The sequence below is a fragment of the Olsenella sp. HMSC062G07 genome (assembly GCF_001811895.1).
GTDB classification, from domain to species: Bacteria; Actinomycetota; Coriobacteriia; order Coriobacteriales; family Atopobiaceae; genus Olsenella_F; species Olsenella_F massiliensis.
Window position 1 is genome coordinate 934,293 of record NZ_KV806951.1, and the last position, 12,686, is coordinate 946,978.

The window sequence follows — 12,686 nt, forward strand, 5'->3', positions numbered from 1 at the left end:
CCCTAGTCGATGTCCAGCTGCTCCGCGAGCTCGAGCCACTCGTCCTCCAGGCCCGCGATCTCGCCCGACGTGGCGTCAAGCTCGGCCTGCAGCGCCATCAGGGCCTCGTAGTCGGTCGCGGAAGTGGCGGCCATGCGCCCGCGCAGCTCGTCGAGCGCGTCCCGGAGCCTCTCGAGGCGCCGCGAGACGGCGCCCTGGCGCTTCTTGAGCTCGCGGCGCTCGACGTTGCCGAGGCCCGCCTTGGGCCGTTGCGCGCGCTCGAGACAAGGTCGGGCGGACTCGTGGTCCTGGGCGCCCTGCTCCCCCAGCAGGGCAAGGTACTCGTCAACGCCGCCCGGGACATGGCGCACCCCTCCCCCCATGAGGGCATACTGGTCGTCCGTGACGCGCTCCATGAGGTAGCGGTCGTGCGTCACGAGCAGAAGGGTGCCGGGCCAGCCGTCAAGAAGGTCCTCGAGGACGGCCAGCATGTCGGTGTCAAGGTCATTGCCGGGCTCGTCCAGCACGAGCACGTTGGGCTCCTCGAGCAGCACGCACATGATGGCAAGGCGCCTCAGCTGCCCGCCCGAGAGGTTGCGGACGCGGGTTGGCCACTCGCGCCGCCCAAAGCCCAGGCGCTCCAGCAGCTGATCGGCGCTCGTGTCTTTGCCGTCGATGCGCACGAAGCGCTTGTAGCTGGCCACGAGCTCGCTCAGGCGCCAGTCGTCCCGCTCGTGCATGAAGTCGAGGTCCTGCGAGAGGATGCCGAAGCGCACCGACTTGCCGACCTTCACGTAGCCGCGATGAGGCAGGAGCCTGCCCGTCATGAGCTTGAGCAGAGTGGACTTTCCCGCCCCGTTCTCGCCCAGGATGCCGATGCGCTCGCCGGGGCCGATGAGCCAGCTGACGTCCTCGAGGACCACCTCGTCGCCGTAGCCGGCCCAGACGCCCCTCATCTCGATGACCTGCTTTCCCAGGCGTCCCACGGAAAGGCGCCTGAGCTCGACCTGATCGCGCAGGGGCGGGTCGCCCATGACGAGGGCGCGGGCGGCGTCCACCCTGAACTTCGGCTTGGAGCTGCGCGCCTTGGCGCCATGGGCGAGCCAGTTGAGCTCCTTGCGCAGGACGTTCTGCCGACGCTCCTCCATGACGGCGGCCTGTCTCTGGCGCTCCACCCGCTGCTGGACGTACGCCGAGTACCCGCCCTCGAAGGGGTCGATGACGCCGTCATGGACCTCCCACATGTGCTCGCAGACCTCGTCAAGGAACCAGCGGTCGTGCGTGACCACCATGAACGCCCCCGCGCCGTCGGCCCAGCGCGTCCGCAGGTGGCCCGCCAGCCAGGTGATGGCCTGGACATCCAGGTGGTTGGTGGGCTCGTCCATGACGAGGACGTCCCAGTCGCCCATGAGGACGCGGGCGAGGTCCACGCGACGCCGCTGACCGCCCGAGAGCGCCCCCACCCTCTGGTGCCGCCCGACGTCCGCGACGAGCGCCTCCATGATGGACCTGACCCGGGCGTCGGAGGCCCACTCATACTCCGGCACGTCGCCCACGATGGCAAAGAGGGCCTCGTCATCGTCGTTCAGGGCGTCCGTCTGCCCCAGGAAGCCCAGCCTGATGCCGTTGCGATAGGTGACCGTGCCGGCGTCGGGACGCGTGGCGCGCGCGATGACGTCAAGCAGGGTGGACTTGCCGTCGCCGTTTTTGCCCACGATGCCGATGCGGTCGCCCTCGTTGACGCCGATGGTCACGCCCTCGAGCACCTTCTTGCCCGGCCACTCGTGGAAGACCTTCTCCAGTCCGATGAGGATGCCCACCTACGCGTTCCCCTCCTTCGTCCCTCGTCGCGCCGGCGCGCTGCCCTCGGGCATCCCCTCGGCGGCGAGGGAGCGCAAAAGGGCGATCTCGCGACGGTACCCCTCAAGGTCGTTAGGGGTCTCCAGGATCATGGGCAGCCGCGCGAGCCGCTCGTTCGTGACGATGCGGCCAAAGCACGCCAGGCCCAGATGCCCGGCGCCGATGCGCTCGTGGCGATCCTTGCGCGTCCCGCGGGGGTTCTTTGAGTCGTTAAGGTGCAGGGCCTTGAGGCGGTCAAGGCCTATGACGCGGTCAAACTCGTCAAGCACGCCGTCAAGGTCGTCGGCGATGTCGTAGCCGGCGTCGTGCACGTGACAGCTGTCAAGGCACACGCCCACGAGCTCGGGGTATCGCACGCCTTCCAGGATGCGCGCGAGTTCCTCGAAGCTACGCCCCACCTCGGTGCCCTTGCCCGCCATGGTCTCGAGCAGCACCATCGAGCGCTGTCCCGGCACGAGGACCTCGTTGAGACCCTCGACGATGCGCTCGATGCCTCGGTCACAACCCTGTCGTACGTGACTGCCCGGATGCAGGTTGTAGTAGCCGCCGGGCAGGGCCTCGAGGCGCTCGAGGTCCTCGCGCATGGCCCGCCGGGCAAAGTCCACGACGTCGGGCCTGGCGGAGCAGAGGTTGTAGGTGTAGGGCGCATGGGCGACGAGACGCCCGAAGCCCTCCTCGTCCAGAAGCGTGCGCAGGGCACGGACGTCGTCAGGAGCGGAGGGCTTGGCGGCACCGCCGCGAGGGTTGCGCGTGAAGAAGGCGAAGGTCGTCGCCCCCAGCGAGAGGGCGACCTTGCCCATGGCCTCGTAGCCTCGGGCGCAGGACACGTGACAGCCCAGGCTCAGCCGCGTCACGTCAGGCGCCCCCTCGTCCCCAGGAGCCGCGCCAGCCTGCCGACGACGGCGCGGGCGACGTCCGCGAGCGGGAGCGTGTCCAGCTGCTCCACACCGTCTGCCCCGACGAGGGCGACGCGACTGGTGTCGGAGCCAAACGTCGAGTCGGGGCGCGAGACGTCGTTGGCCACGATGAGGTCGGCCCCCTTTCGAGCGAGCTTGTCTCGGGCGTTCGCGATGAGGTCGTCCGTCTCGGCGGCAAAGCCGATGACCACGCGCGAGCCCTTGCGCTCGGCAAGCGTCGCCAGGATGTCCTCGGTCTGCCTCAGCTCCACCGCGCGCAGCGGCTCACGACCCTTCTTGAGCTTGTGGTCGGCCGGGCGGGCGGGGGTGTAGTCGGCCACCGCGGCGGCGCAGACGGCGGCGTCGGCGGCGTCGAAGGCCTCGCACGTGGCCGTCAGCATCTGAGCCGCCGAGACCACGTTGACCCTGCGCACGCCGGCGGGCGCAGGCAGGGCGCAGGGGCCCGAGACGAGCGTGACCTGGGCCCCCTGAAGGGCGGCCTCGCGGGCGATCGCATAGCCCATCTTGCCCGTGGAGGAGTTTGCGATGAAGCGCACCGCGTCGATGGCCTCATGCGTGGGCCCGGCGTTGACGACGACCCGACGGCCCGCCAGGGCGCCCGCGGCAAAACGGGTCACGAGCGTCAGGGCGGCGGCGGCGATGTCCTCGACGGCCGCGAGCTTGCCCTGCCCCGTCTCGCCGCAGGCCAACAGGCCGCTAGCGGGATCGACGACCTGCACGCCGCGGCCCAGGAGCGTCTTGAGGTTTGCCTGGGTGGCGGGGTGGTTCCACATGTGGACGTTCATGGCGGGCGCCATCAGGACCGGACAGCGCACGGCAAGCAGCGTCGTGGTGAGCGCGTCGTCCGCGATGCCGGCCGCCATCTTTGCCATCACGTTGGCCGTGGCGGGTGCCACCACGCACAGGTCGGCGTAGTCGGACAGGGAGATGTGCGGGATGGGGTCGGACGCGTCGCCAAAGAGGCTCATGACGACGGGGTGCCCGCTCAGGGCCTGGAAGGTGGCGACGCCGACGAAACGCGCGGCGTCCTCGCTCATGACCACCCGCACGTCGCAGCCCGCCTTCTGAAGCAGGCGAAGCAGCTCGCAGGCCTTGTAGGCAGCGATGCCGCCACTCACGGCGAGCAGCACGTGGGGAGCGCGAGAGGCCGGACGCTCCGCCGCCGTACTCGTCTCGCTCATCATTTTCCCTCTCCCGCCGCAGACGTCGTCACGAGCATGCGGTGACAGTAGGGGCACTCGGCGATGGCGGAGCCCCTGACGAGGGCCGCGACCTGGCTCGGTCTGAGCGACACCCTGCAGACGCTGGGCATCGCCCCGTCAAGGCGCTCGACGGCGAGGCCGCCGAAGCGCCTGAGCGCGGCCTCGTAGCGACCCATGACCTCAGGGCCCACGACGCGCGACAGCGCCCGGCGCCGCTCGGCGAGCTCCTTGGCCTCGCCCATCAGGTCGGCCGACTCGTCTTTCAGCGACGCCTCGAGGGCGCGCTTCTGCTCGTCAAGACGCTCGAGCAGCGCGTGCGTGTTCGACTCGGCCCGCTCGAGCTTGCGAAGGGCCTCAAGCCTGGCAGGGCGCCCGTGGTCGCTCTTCTCCATCTTCTTGGCAAGCGAGGAGAGCTGCTCCTCGAAGCTCAGGATCTGACGATGGTCAATCTCCGCGAGCGCGCGCTCGCGGACCTCGGCCTGGACGTCCACCAGATGGGCGCGGGCCTCGTCGGCCTCGTCGAGCTCCATCTGCGCGTCCTTGCGCAGCCCCACGATCTTCGAGAGCTCGCTGGCAAGACGCTTGCGCGAACGCCCGTTCATCTGAATCTTCCGCTCCTGAGGCATGGCCTTGAGCTGGCGGCTGATGCGGATGAGCCTGAGGTCGATGTCCTGCAGCGAAAGGAGCGCCTCGTAATCGTTCATGTCCCTCCCTTAGGTGAGGCGCACGCCTAGCGTGCGTCTGCGACGATGCCCAGCAGGCAGTCGGCGAGGCGGTCGAGGTCCTGGGGGCTCACGCGCTCGTCAAACGAGATGCGCAGCGCACCCAGGGCCAGCTCGCGCGGTATGCCCATGGCCAACAATACGTGACTCGCATCGAGCGAGCCCGAGGAGCAGGCCGAGCCCGCTGAGACCTCGAAGCCCCGCTCGTCAAGCTTGAGCACGAGCGTCTCGGAGTCGAGGCGGCCCGTCATGACCGAAACGATGCCGGGAAGGCGGTCGGGGCCCATCTGGGCCGTCGTCGTGGGGACGATGCCCGTCCCTTCGGCGCACAGGCGGTCATAGAGCCTCTGCGCGCGAGACGAGACGACAACGCGCGTGTCGTCGAGGCGCGCGCAGACGGCCCGCGCCGCGGCGGCGAAGGCCAGGGCACCCCGAACGTCCTGGGTGCCCGGCCGCCTGCCCGCCTCCTGTCCCCCGCCGAAGGTGAGGGGCCGCAGCGGGCAGCGGCTCCTCACGACCAGGGCGCCCACGCCCACGGGGCCGCCGATCTTGTGCGCCGCGAGGGTCACGGCGTCCACGTCGTTAAGCACGAGGGGTATGCGGCCGAAGGCCTGTGAGGCGTCGACGTGCATGAGGGCGCCCGCGTCGTGGGCCGCTCGGGCGAGGGCGTCCACGGGCTGGACGACGCCCGTCTCGTTGTTGGCGCACATGACGGAGACGAGGGCCACGTCGGGCCCGAGCGCGTCCGTGAGCGCCGCGGCCGAGACCGACCCGTCCACACCGGGTCGCACGAGCGTGACCTCGAGGCCCGCGTCGCGCAGGGACGGCGCCACGTCCAGCTCGGAGTCATGCTCGATGGCCGAGATGACCACGCGCCGGCGCGCGCGGTCCCGACCGTGCGCGCCAAGGGCCAGGCCGTACAGGACGAGGTTGTTTGACTCGGTGCCGCCCGAGGTGAGGATGAAATCCTGGGGCCTGAACCCGCCCCCCAGGGCCCTGACGACGTCACGTCGGGCGCCGTCGAGGGCGCGAGCCGCGCGACGTCCCAGCGTGTGGAGGGAGTTGGGGTTGACACCGGCGATCTCGGAGGCCTCGTAGGCGCGCTCGGCATCGAGGGCCTCGGGCCTGATCGGTGCGGAGGCGGCGTAGTCAAGGTAGACGAGGCGCCTGGGGTCGGGCGCGGACACGCTAGACGCTCCTTTGCAAGCCCAGGCGGGCCTCGCGACGGATGTCTTCGACGTTGCGGGCGCGGTCGCCCGAAAACACGGCCGACCCCGCGACGAGGACGCGCGCGCCGTCGCGCACCACCTGGGAGGCGTTGGCGGCCTTGATGCCGCCGTCAACCTCGATGAGGGGCTCGACGCCGTGATCGCGGCACATGCCCGTCAGCTGACGCAGCTTGCGGTGGCAGCCCTCCACGAACCCCTGCCCCCCGAAGCCGGGGTTGACGGTCATGACCAGGACGAGGTCAAGCTCGTCGATGATGCTCTCGAGGCAGCAGACGGGCGTGGCGGGGTTGAGGGCGACGCCCGCCTTGGCGCCGGAGCGATGAATGAGGTCAACGAGGCGCTCGGCATGGGTCTGAGCCTCCCAGTGGAAGGTCACGACGTCGGCGCCGACCTCAAGGAACCAGGGAACGACCTCCTCGGGGTTCTCGACCATGAGATGGACGTCAAGGGGCAGGGAGCTTGAGTGCTTGACCTGCTGGGCGATGGCGACCCCAAAGGACAGGTTGGGCACGAAGTGCCCGTCCATGACGTCAAAGTGAAGAAGATCGGCCCCCCTGACGTCATCAAGCTCCTCTTGCAGGCGCGTGAAGTCGGCAGAGAGCACCGAAGGTGCGACCAGTACGTCATCGCTCGTCATAGCTTCCCCTATTCGTTTGTGGGCAGTCCGTAGAACTCCTCGTCGGGTATGCGGGCGAGCAGCATGCGCGCCGCGTCCTCGAAACCTTGCCCCTCATAGAGGATAGCGTGAACGGCCGCCGTGATGGGCGTCTCGATGTGAAGTTCACGCGAGAGCTCCCGGACGCTGATGACGGCGCGAGCGCCCTCGACGACCATCCCCGTGCTCCGCTCAAAGCCCTCGAGCGTCGCGCCCCGCGCAAGCGACACGCCGAACGTCCGGTTGCGCGAATGCCCCGAGGAGCAGGTGACGACGAGGTCTCCCATGCCCGCCAGTCCCATGCAGGTCATGGCGTTGCCGCCCAGGGCATGCACGACGCGGCTCATCTCGGCGAGACCGCGCGTCATGAGCACCGCCGTGGCGTTGTCTCCCATCCCGTAGCCCACGGAGAGGCCGCAGGCTATGGCGATGACGTTCTTGACGGCCGCACAGACCTCGACACCCCTGAGGTCGTCCGTGCGATACACGCGGAAGTGCGGGTTGAGGAAGAGCTCCTGAAAGAGGCCGGCGACCCGGTCGCTCGCAGACCCCACGACGGCGGCGGACACCATGCCCTGGCTGATCTCCTCGGCATGGTTGGGGCCCGAGAGGGCGCAGACGCGCGCCTCGCCGCCCAGGACGTCCGCGACGACCTCGCACATGAGCAGGTGCGAGCTGGGCTCGATCCCCTTGGTCAGGACCACGACGGGCACCTCGGCGTCAATGAGGCCCGTAAACCCCTTCAGCACAGAGCGCAGATGATTGGAGGGCACGGCCACCACGACCGCCTCGGCACCGCAGGCCGCCTCCTCCCGGTCGTGCGTGGCGGTCACGTTGGGTGGCAGCAGATAGGAGCGCAGGTGACGGGGATTCTTGCGAGTGGCGTTGATGCCCCGGGCGACCTCGAGCGAGCGTGCCCAGAGGACGACCTGGGCGCAGTTGACGGCGGCGAGCCCCGCTGCGGCGGTGCCCCAGGACCCCGTGCCTATGACCAGCACCTTTCCTATCACGTCACTTCCCCTCCCCCTCGTCGCGCCGTCCGGCGCCCTCCCGCCTCGTAAGGCGACGCTCGCTCCCCTGCCGCAGGCGCAGGATGTTGTCCTTGTGCCGCCAGACGACGACGGCGCAGGCGAGGGCCACCACGAGCGCCGCCGGCGGCCTCATGCCCAACAGCAGGCCAACGAACGGCATGGTGACGGCCGCCGCCACCGACCCCAGGGACACGTAGCGCGTGGGAACGACGCAGGCGAGGAATATGACGAGCGCGGCCAGCGACATGGGCCACAGGAGCACCAGACCCGCGCCGAAGCCAACCGAGATGCCCTTGCCACCCCTGAGTCGCAGGTAGGGCGAAAAGACGTGCCCGCAGACGCAGGCGAGAAAGACGAGGGCCGCAAGTGGCGCGAGCGCGCCGGTCGCGCCCAGCTCGCCGGCAGGGACGCCCGCCACATGGGCGAGGGCAAGACGGCTTGCCGCCATCGAGAGGGCGCCCTTTCCCATGTCAAGGAGGAAGGTGGCCGCCGCGGCCTTGGCGCCCGCCGCCCGCGCGACGTTGGTCATGCCGATGTTGCCCGAGCCGACGGTCCTGACATCAACATGCCCCTTGGACCCCTTTGCCACGATGAGGCCAAAGGGGATGCCGCACAGAAGGTAGGCGCCCAGCATGCACGACAGCGTCGTCAGGATGAGTGAGCTCGTCACTTTGCCTCGTCCTTCCTCCTGAAGCGCAGGCGCAGGGGCGTGCCCTCCAAGTCGAAAGCGGCGCGCAGGCGATTCTCCAGGAAGCGCTCGTAGTTGTCGTTCACCAGGTCGGGGGCGTTGCACCAGAAGGTGAGGGCGGGCGGGCGGCGACCGGTCTGGGTGCCGTAGCGAACCTTGAGGCGGCGGCCCTTGTCCGTGACGGTATGGCCGCTCTCGCGAATCTTGGTGATGAGGGCGTTAAGCTGGCTCGTCTTGATCTCGATGGCATGGGCGGCGTCGGCCTTGAGGGCGGCCGCAAGGACGCGGTCGATGGACCTGCCCGTGAGCGCCGAGGCGTTGATCGCAGGCGCCCAGGAGGCAAAGCCCATGCGCGCGGCGAGGGAGTCCATGACGTGGTCGCGGCGCTCGTCCGTGTCGACGAGGTCCCACTTGTTGAGCACGATCACCACAGCACAGCCCCGGTCCACGGCCATGCCCAGGAGCTTCTGGTCCTGCTCGGTGACGCCCACCGTGGAGTCGATCACCAGCAGGCAGACGTCGGCCTCGTCCATGGCGGCCAGGGCCCGCACGAGGCTGTAGTATTCGACGTCCTCGTGGACCTGGGTCTTCTTGCGCATGCCCGCAGTGTCCACCAGGCGGATGGTGCGCCCCTTCCAGCTGATCATGACGTCGGTGGCGTCGCGCGTGGTGCCCGAGAGGTCGGCGACGATGAAGCGATTCGTCTTGGCGAGTCGGTTGGCGAGCGACGACTTTCCCACGTTGGGCCTGCCGATGATGGCAAGGTTGAGCACCGATTCGTCACGCTCCGGCTCGTCCCCCTCCGGCAGGATCGCCACGACCTCGTCGAGCAGGTCGCCCGTGCCATGGCCGTGGCCCGCCGAGATGGGACGCGGCTCGCCCGCGCCCAGCGAGTAGTAGTTCCAGCTGTCGAGCAGCGTCGAGGGATCGTCAACCTTGTTGACGACGAGCAGGACCGGCTTGCGGGCGCCGCGCACGACGCGGGCGACCTCCTCGTCCTCGTCGGTGACCCCCACGCTGCCATCGACCACGAAGACGATGACGTCCGCCTCGTCGCAGGCGACCAGCGCCTGCTCGCGGATGCGCGGTGCGAACGCGTCCTTGCTCCTGACGGACTCGATGCCGCCGGTGTCGATGAGAGTGAACTCTCGACCGTTCCAGTCGCAGTCATGATACGAGCGGTCGCGCGTCACGCCGCGCGACTCGTGGACGATGGCCTCGCGGCTCACCGCGAGCCTGTTGACGAGCGTCGACTTTCCCACGTTGGGCCTGCCGACGATGGCTACCTTGGGCTTGGGCATGCGTCTCCCCCTGATTCGTCCTCGTGTGCCTAAGAGTCTATCATGCCAGCCCGAGCGCCCCCGCAAGCGCGTCGAGGAGGGCGACGGGGGTGGTGTCGCAGGCGAGCGCAAGGGCGCCCCTGCGAGCGAGCTCGTCCATGATGTGCCCCTTGTCGTCCCCGTCCAAGGTGACGTCGTCAAAGTTGAACATGATCTGGGGTATCACGACGAGGGTGCCGGACAGGTCCTCGGCAAGCTGTGACAGGAGGTCCTTGGACACGATGAGCCCCGTCACGTTGACGTCGCCCCCGTAGTAGTCGTTGCGGATGGCCTGGACGCCTACCAGGCAGTCACCCCCGCAGACGGCGTCCCAGAGCTCGACGAGCCGGCTGTTGACGCCCAGTGCCGCCTCGCCGCACACGATCAGCGCCCGCAGGCCCCGCGACCGCAGGCGCTGCGTGACAAACGCAAGGTCGTCGCCGCGCAGACGGCACAGCTCCTCGCTCTCGTCCAGGAAGCTCCGCAGCATGCCTATGCCGTCATAGTACTGAGGGTAGCCGTCGTAGGTCTCGGCGGGAGGCACGTCCATGCGAGCGTCCAGGTAGAACTCGTCAGAGAGCTGAAAGCGCGTGATGCCGCGCGTCTCGCGGGCGCGCCTCTGATAGGGGGCGAGGAGCTCGACGACCCGGCGCGAGGCCTCCACGTCCTCAGAGAACGAGGACGAAAAGCGCGTCGAGTAACGCGTGTAGCCCATGGGGACGATGGCCAGCGAGCTGATCGCGGGCCGCGCCTCCACCCAGTCGAGCGTCCGCGCGAGCTCGTCGCCATCGTTGATTCCCGCACAGAGCACGATCTGGCCATGCACCTCGAGGCCCGCCTCGCAGAGCTGCTCGAGGACGTCTATGCCCCGCTGGGCGTGCGGCCCTATGAGCGAGCGCCTGACCGCGGGCGTGATGGCGTGTATGGACACGTTCATGGGCTCGAGGCGGCAACGGATGATGCGCTCGAGGTCCTCGTCCGTCACGTTCGTCAGGGTCACGAAGTTGCCCTGGAGAAACGAGAGGCGATAGTCGTCGTCACGGAGCATGAGGGAGGAGCGCGCGTCCTCAGGCAGCATGCGCATGAAGCAAAACTGGCAGGCGTTCACGCAGGTGCGTATGCCGTCAAAGAGGACGTCCGTGAACGTCAGGCCCCAGTCCTGGCCCGGCTCGCGCTCGAGCGTGCAGGCGAAGGTCCCCTTTTCGCCCGGCACGCTGACGACGAGGTCGGCAACCTGGCCGTCGGCCTCCCAGCGCCAGTCGATGACGTCGCGCAGGGGACGTCCCCCCACGCCGTCGACGCGCATGCCCGGCTCCAGCCCCGCCTCCCAGGCGGGGCTTCCCTCCTGCACCGCAGCGATCCAAGCGCCGTCCGCCTGCGGACGTGAGCTGGCGTAGTCGGCGCGCGTGGCGGCGACGGACCCGGGCGCCGGCGGCGGCGCCTGCCTCGCGTCACGCGCCACGCCCGTCACCCACCAGCGCGCCGATGGCGTGTACGACCTCGTCGATCTGCGTCTGGGGGGTGGAGGCGCCCGCCGTCACGCCGATGCGCGCCGCCCCCTCGAACCAGGACGCCCTCAGCTCGCCCGGCAGCTCGATGTGATGGGTGGCAGGGCAGCGCTCGGCGCAGATGCGGGCCAGGCGCGTCGTGTTGGCCGAATTGCGCCCGCCTATGACGACCATCACGTCGGACGCGCCCGCGAGGCGCGCCGCGGCCTCCTGCCTGAGGCTGGTCGCCTCGCAGATGGTGTCGATGACGCGCAGCTCGGCGCAGCGCCCCACGAGGGCGGCCACGAGGTCGCGCAGGCAGGAGCGGGCCTGCGTGGTCTGCACCACCACGCCCACCTTGCGGCCGAGTGACATCCCGTCGAGCCCGCCCGCGCCGGAGAGCACGACGGCGTCGGGAGCATGGGCCAGCGTGCCCTCGACCTCGGGGTGCCCCTTCTCGCCCAGGACGATCACCTGGTAGCCCTCGGACGTGAGGCGCTCGGCGGCCTGATGGGCCCTGACCACGAAGGGGCAGGTGGCGTCAAGAACCAGCTCGTGGGTGGCGCGCGCCTCGCGCTCCTGGCTCGGCGTCACGCCATGGCACCGCAGCAGCAGGGTACCCCCCGGCTGGTCGGACGGGTCCTCGACCACGCCCACGCCCTCGGCGGCGAGCTGAGCCACGACGCTGGGGTTATGGATGAGGGGCCCAAGGGTGTGGATGGGCGCTGGCGCCTCGCGGGTCGCGGCGCGCGCCATGTCCAGGGCCCTGTTGACGCCATAGCAGGCGCCAGCCTCGTCGGCCACGCGAATCGTGGGCGTCATGGCCTCCTCACATCTTTCCGGGGTGCTCGCGCCTGAGCGCGTCCACCATGTCAAAGACCGCGCCCATGGCCCTGCGCTCCATGGCCTCGGCCTGTCCCTTCCTGGACGTGACGCCCAGGTCCTTGAACTCGATGCAATCGCCCGCGCGCAGGTAGACGCGGCCCAGGCGCTTCAGGTGACGTCCCTTGGGCGTGATGTCCCGGGCGCCTACGATGGCGATGGGCTGCACGGGCGCCTTGGCGAGCCGGGCGATGAGCGAGAAGCCCTTGTGTATCTCGACCTTCTGGTCGTCGGACTTGACGCGCGTCCCCTCAGGGTAGATGAGCACGTACTCGCCGCGTTCCACCGCGTGCTGGGCGCGGCGGATGGCCCTCATGTCGGCGGTGCCGCGCGCCACGGGAATGCCGCCCGCATGCGCAAAGAGCCAGCGCACGATAGGCGACGTGTCAAACTCGCTCTTATAGATGCAGCGCACGCGGCGATGGTGGAACCACAGCGAGACGACCACCACCACCGGGTCGAGCATGGACTGATGGTTCATGATCAGCACGCGGCCGCGCTCGTCGTCCCAGAGCTTATGGCCGTCCTCGATTCTCCAGGGCCACAGGATCTTGGTGACGAGACCCAGCATGACAATGACGACGGCAAGGAGGGCTCGGCTGTACAGCGGGTAGTCGCGCATGGGACCGTCGTAGAGGCGCTCGAGCGAGCTGCCGGGACGGGCGGGCGCCGTCGTCGCGTCGCCGGCGCCCTGGGAGATCTGCTGCGTCATCGC

General features: G+C 69.3%; 12 protein-coding genes. All 12 read right to left on the reverse strand.

What is annotated here, in order from left to right:
• Nucleotides 1-2 precede the first annotated feature (2 nt).
• From HMPREF2826_RS07340 to HMPREF2826_RS09445, 12 genes are read right to left on the reverse strand one after another with little or no spacing between them, the layout of a single operon-like run.
• Nucleotides 3-1,799 carry an ABC-F family ATP-binding cassette domain-containing protein gene (locus tag HMPREF2826_RS07340; protein ID WP_070640601.1) on the reverse strand — a complete coding sequence of 599 codons (1,797 nt, stop codon included), beginning with the start codon at nt 1,797-1,799 and terminating at the stop codon, nt 3-5.
• Complete coding sequence (locus HMPREF2826_RS07345) at nt 1,800-2,639, reverse strand: deoxyribonuclease IV (RefSeq protein ID WP_210389003.1); 840 nt, start codon at nt 2,637-2,639, stop codon at nt 1,800-1,802.
• A 50-nt stretch (nt 2,640-2,689) separates the two neighbouring features.
• Nucleotides 2,690-3,940 carry a bifunctional phosphopantothenoylcysteine decarboxylase/phosphopantothenate--cysteine ligase CoaBC gene (gene coaBC, locus HMPREF2826_RS07350; RefSeq protein ID WP_070640605.1) on the reverse strand — a complete coding sequence of 417 codons (1,251 nt, stop codon included), beginning with the start codon at nt 3,938-3,940 and terminating at the stop codon, nt 2,690-2,692.
• Entirely contained in the window at nt 3,937-4,662 is a 726-nt protein-coding gene (locus HMPREF2826_RS07355; RefSeq protein WP_070640607.1) for a zinc ribbon domain-containing protein, read from the reverse strand. The genes coaBC and HMPREF2826_RS07355 overlap by 4 nt, the downstream gene beginning before the upstream one ends.
• A gap of 26 nt (nt 4,663-4,688) precedes the next feature.
• Nucleotides 4,689-5,867, reverse strand: coding sequence for a cysteine desulfurase family protein (locus tag HMPREF2826_RS07360; RefSeq protein ID WP_070640609.1), 1,179 nt, complete (start codon nt 5,865-5,867; stop codon nt 4,689-4,691).
• Nucleotide 5,868: 1 nt separating this feature from the next.
• Complete coding sequence (gene rpe, locus HMPREF2826_RS07365; protein WP_070640611.1) at nt 5,869-6,546, reverse strand: ribulose-phosphate 3-epimerase; 678 nt, start codon at nt 6,544-6,546, stop codon at nt 5,869-5,871.
• Nucleotides 6,547-6,554: 8 nt separating this feature from the next.
• A complete protein-coding gene (locus HMPREF2826_RS07370; protein WP_083307329.1) occupies nt 6,555-7,574 on the reverse strand; it encodes an NAD(P)H-dependent glycerol-3-phosphate dehydrogenase in 1,020 nt (339 codons plus the stop codon).
• A gap of 1 nt (nt 7,575) precedes the next feature.
• Nucleotides 7,576-8,265, reverse strand: coding sequence for a glycerol-3-phosphate acyltransferase (locus HMPREF2826_RS07375; RefSeq protein WP_246824715.1), 690 nt, complete (start codon nt 8,263-8,265; stop codon nt 7,576-7,578).
• A complete protein-coding gene (der, locus tag HMPREF2826_RS07380; RefSeq protein WP_070640614.1) occupies nt 8,262-9,584 on the reverse strand; it encodes a ribosome biogenesis GTPase Der in 1,323 nt (440 codons plus the stop codon). Before der ends, HMPREF2826_RS07375 begins: the two co-directional genes overlap by 4 nt.
• 40 nt (nt 9,585-9,624) lie before the next feature.
• Nucleotides 9,625-11,064: a DUF512 domain-containing protein gene (locus HMPREF2826_RS07385; protein ID WP_070641253.1), complete on the reverse strand. Its 1,440-nt coding sequence runs from the start codon at nt 11,062-11,064 to the stop codon at nt 9,625-9,627.
• A complete protein-coding gene (gene ispH, locus HMPREF2826_RS07390; protein WP_070640616.1) occupies nt 11,054-11,911 on the reverse strand; it encodes a 4-hydroxy-3-methylbut-2-enyl diphosphate reductase in 858 nt (285 codons plus the stop codon). The genes HMPREF2826_RS07385 and ispH overlap by 11 nt, the downstream gene beginning before the upstream one ends.
• Before the next feature lie 7 nt (nt 11,912-11,918).
• Entirely contained in the window at nt 11,919-12,683 is a 765-nt protein-coding gene (locus HMPREF2826_RS09445) for a lysophospholipid acyltransferase family protein (protein WP_168163992.1), read from the reverse strand.
• Between the last annotated feature and the right edge of the window lie 3 nt (nt 12,684-12,686).

What these genes read in the sequence shown, in the direction of transcription:
- HMPREF2826_RS07345 (WP_210389003.1), bottom strand. Translation starts at nt 2,639, where the DNA reads ATGGGCAAGGTCGCCCTCTCGCTGGGGGCGACGACCTTCGCCTTCTTC.
- coaBC (WP_070640605.1), bottom strand. Translation starts at nt 3,940, where the DNA reads ATGATGAGCGAGACGAGTACGGCGGCGGAGCGTCCGGCCTCTCGCGCT.
- HMPREF2826_RS07355 (WP_070640607.1), bottom strand. Translation starts at nt 4,662, where the DNA reads ATGAACGATTACGAGGCGCTCCTTTCGCTGCAGGACATCGACCTCAGG.
- rpe (WP_070640611.1), bottom strand. Translation starts at nt 6,546, where the DNA reads ATGACGAGCGATGACGTACTGGTCGCACCTTCGGTGCTCTCTGCCGAC.
- der (WP_070640614.1), bottom strand. Translation starts at nt 9,584, where the DNA reads ATGCCCAAGCCCAAGGTAGCCATCGTCGGCAGGCCCAACGTGGGAAAG.
- ispH (WP_070640616.1), bottom strand. Translation starts at nt 11,911, where the DNA reads ATGACGCCCACGATTCGCGTGGCCGACGAGGCTGGCGCCTGCTATGGC.
- HMPREF2826_RS09445 (WP_168163992.1), bottom strand. Translation starts at nt 12,683, where the DNA reads ATGACGCAGCAGATCTCCCAGGGCGCCGGCGACGCGACGACGGCGCCC.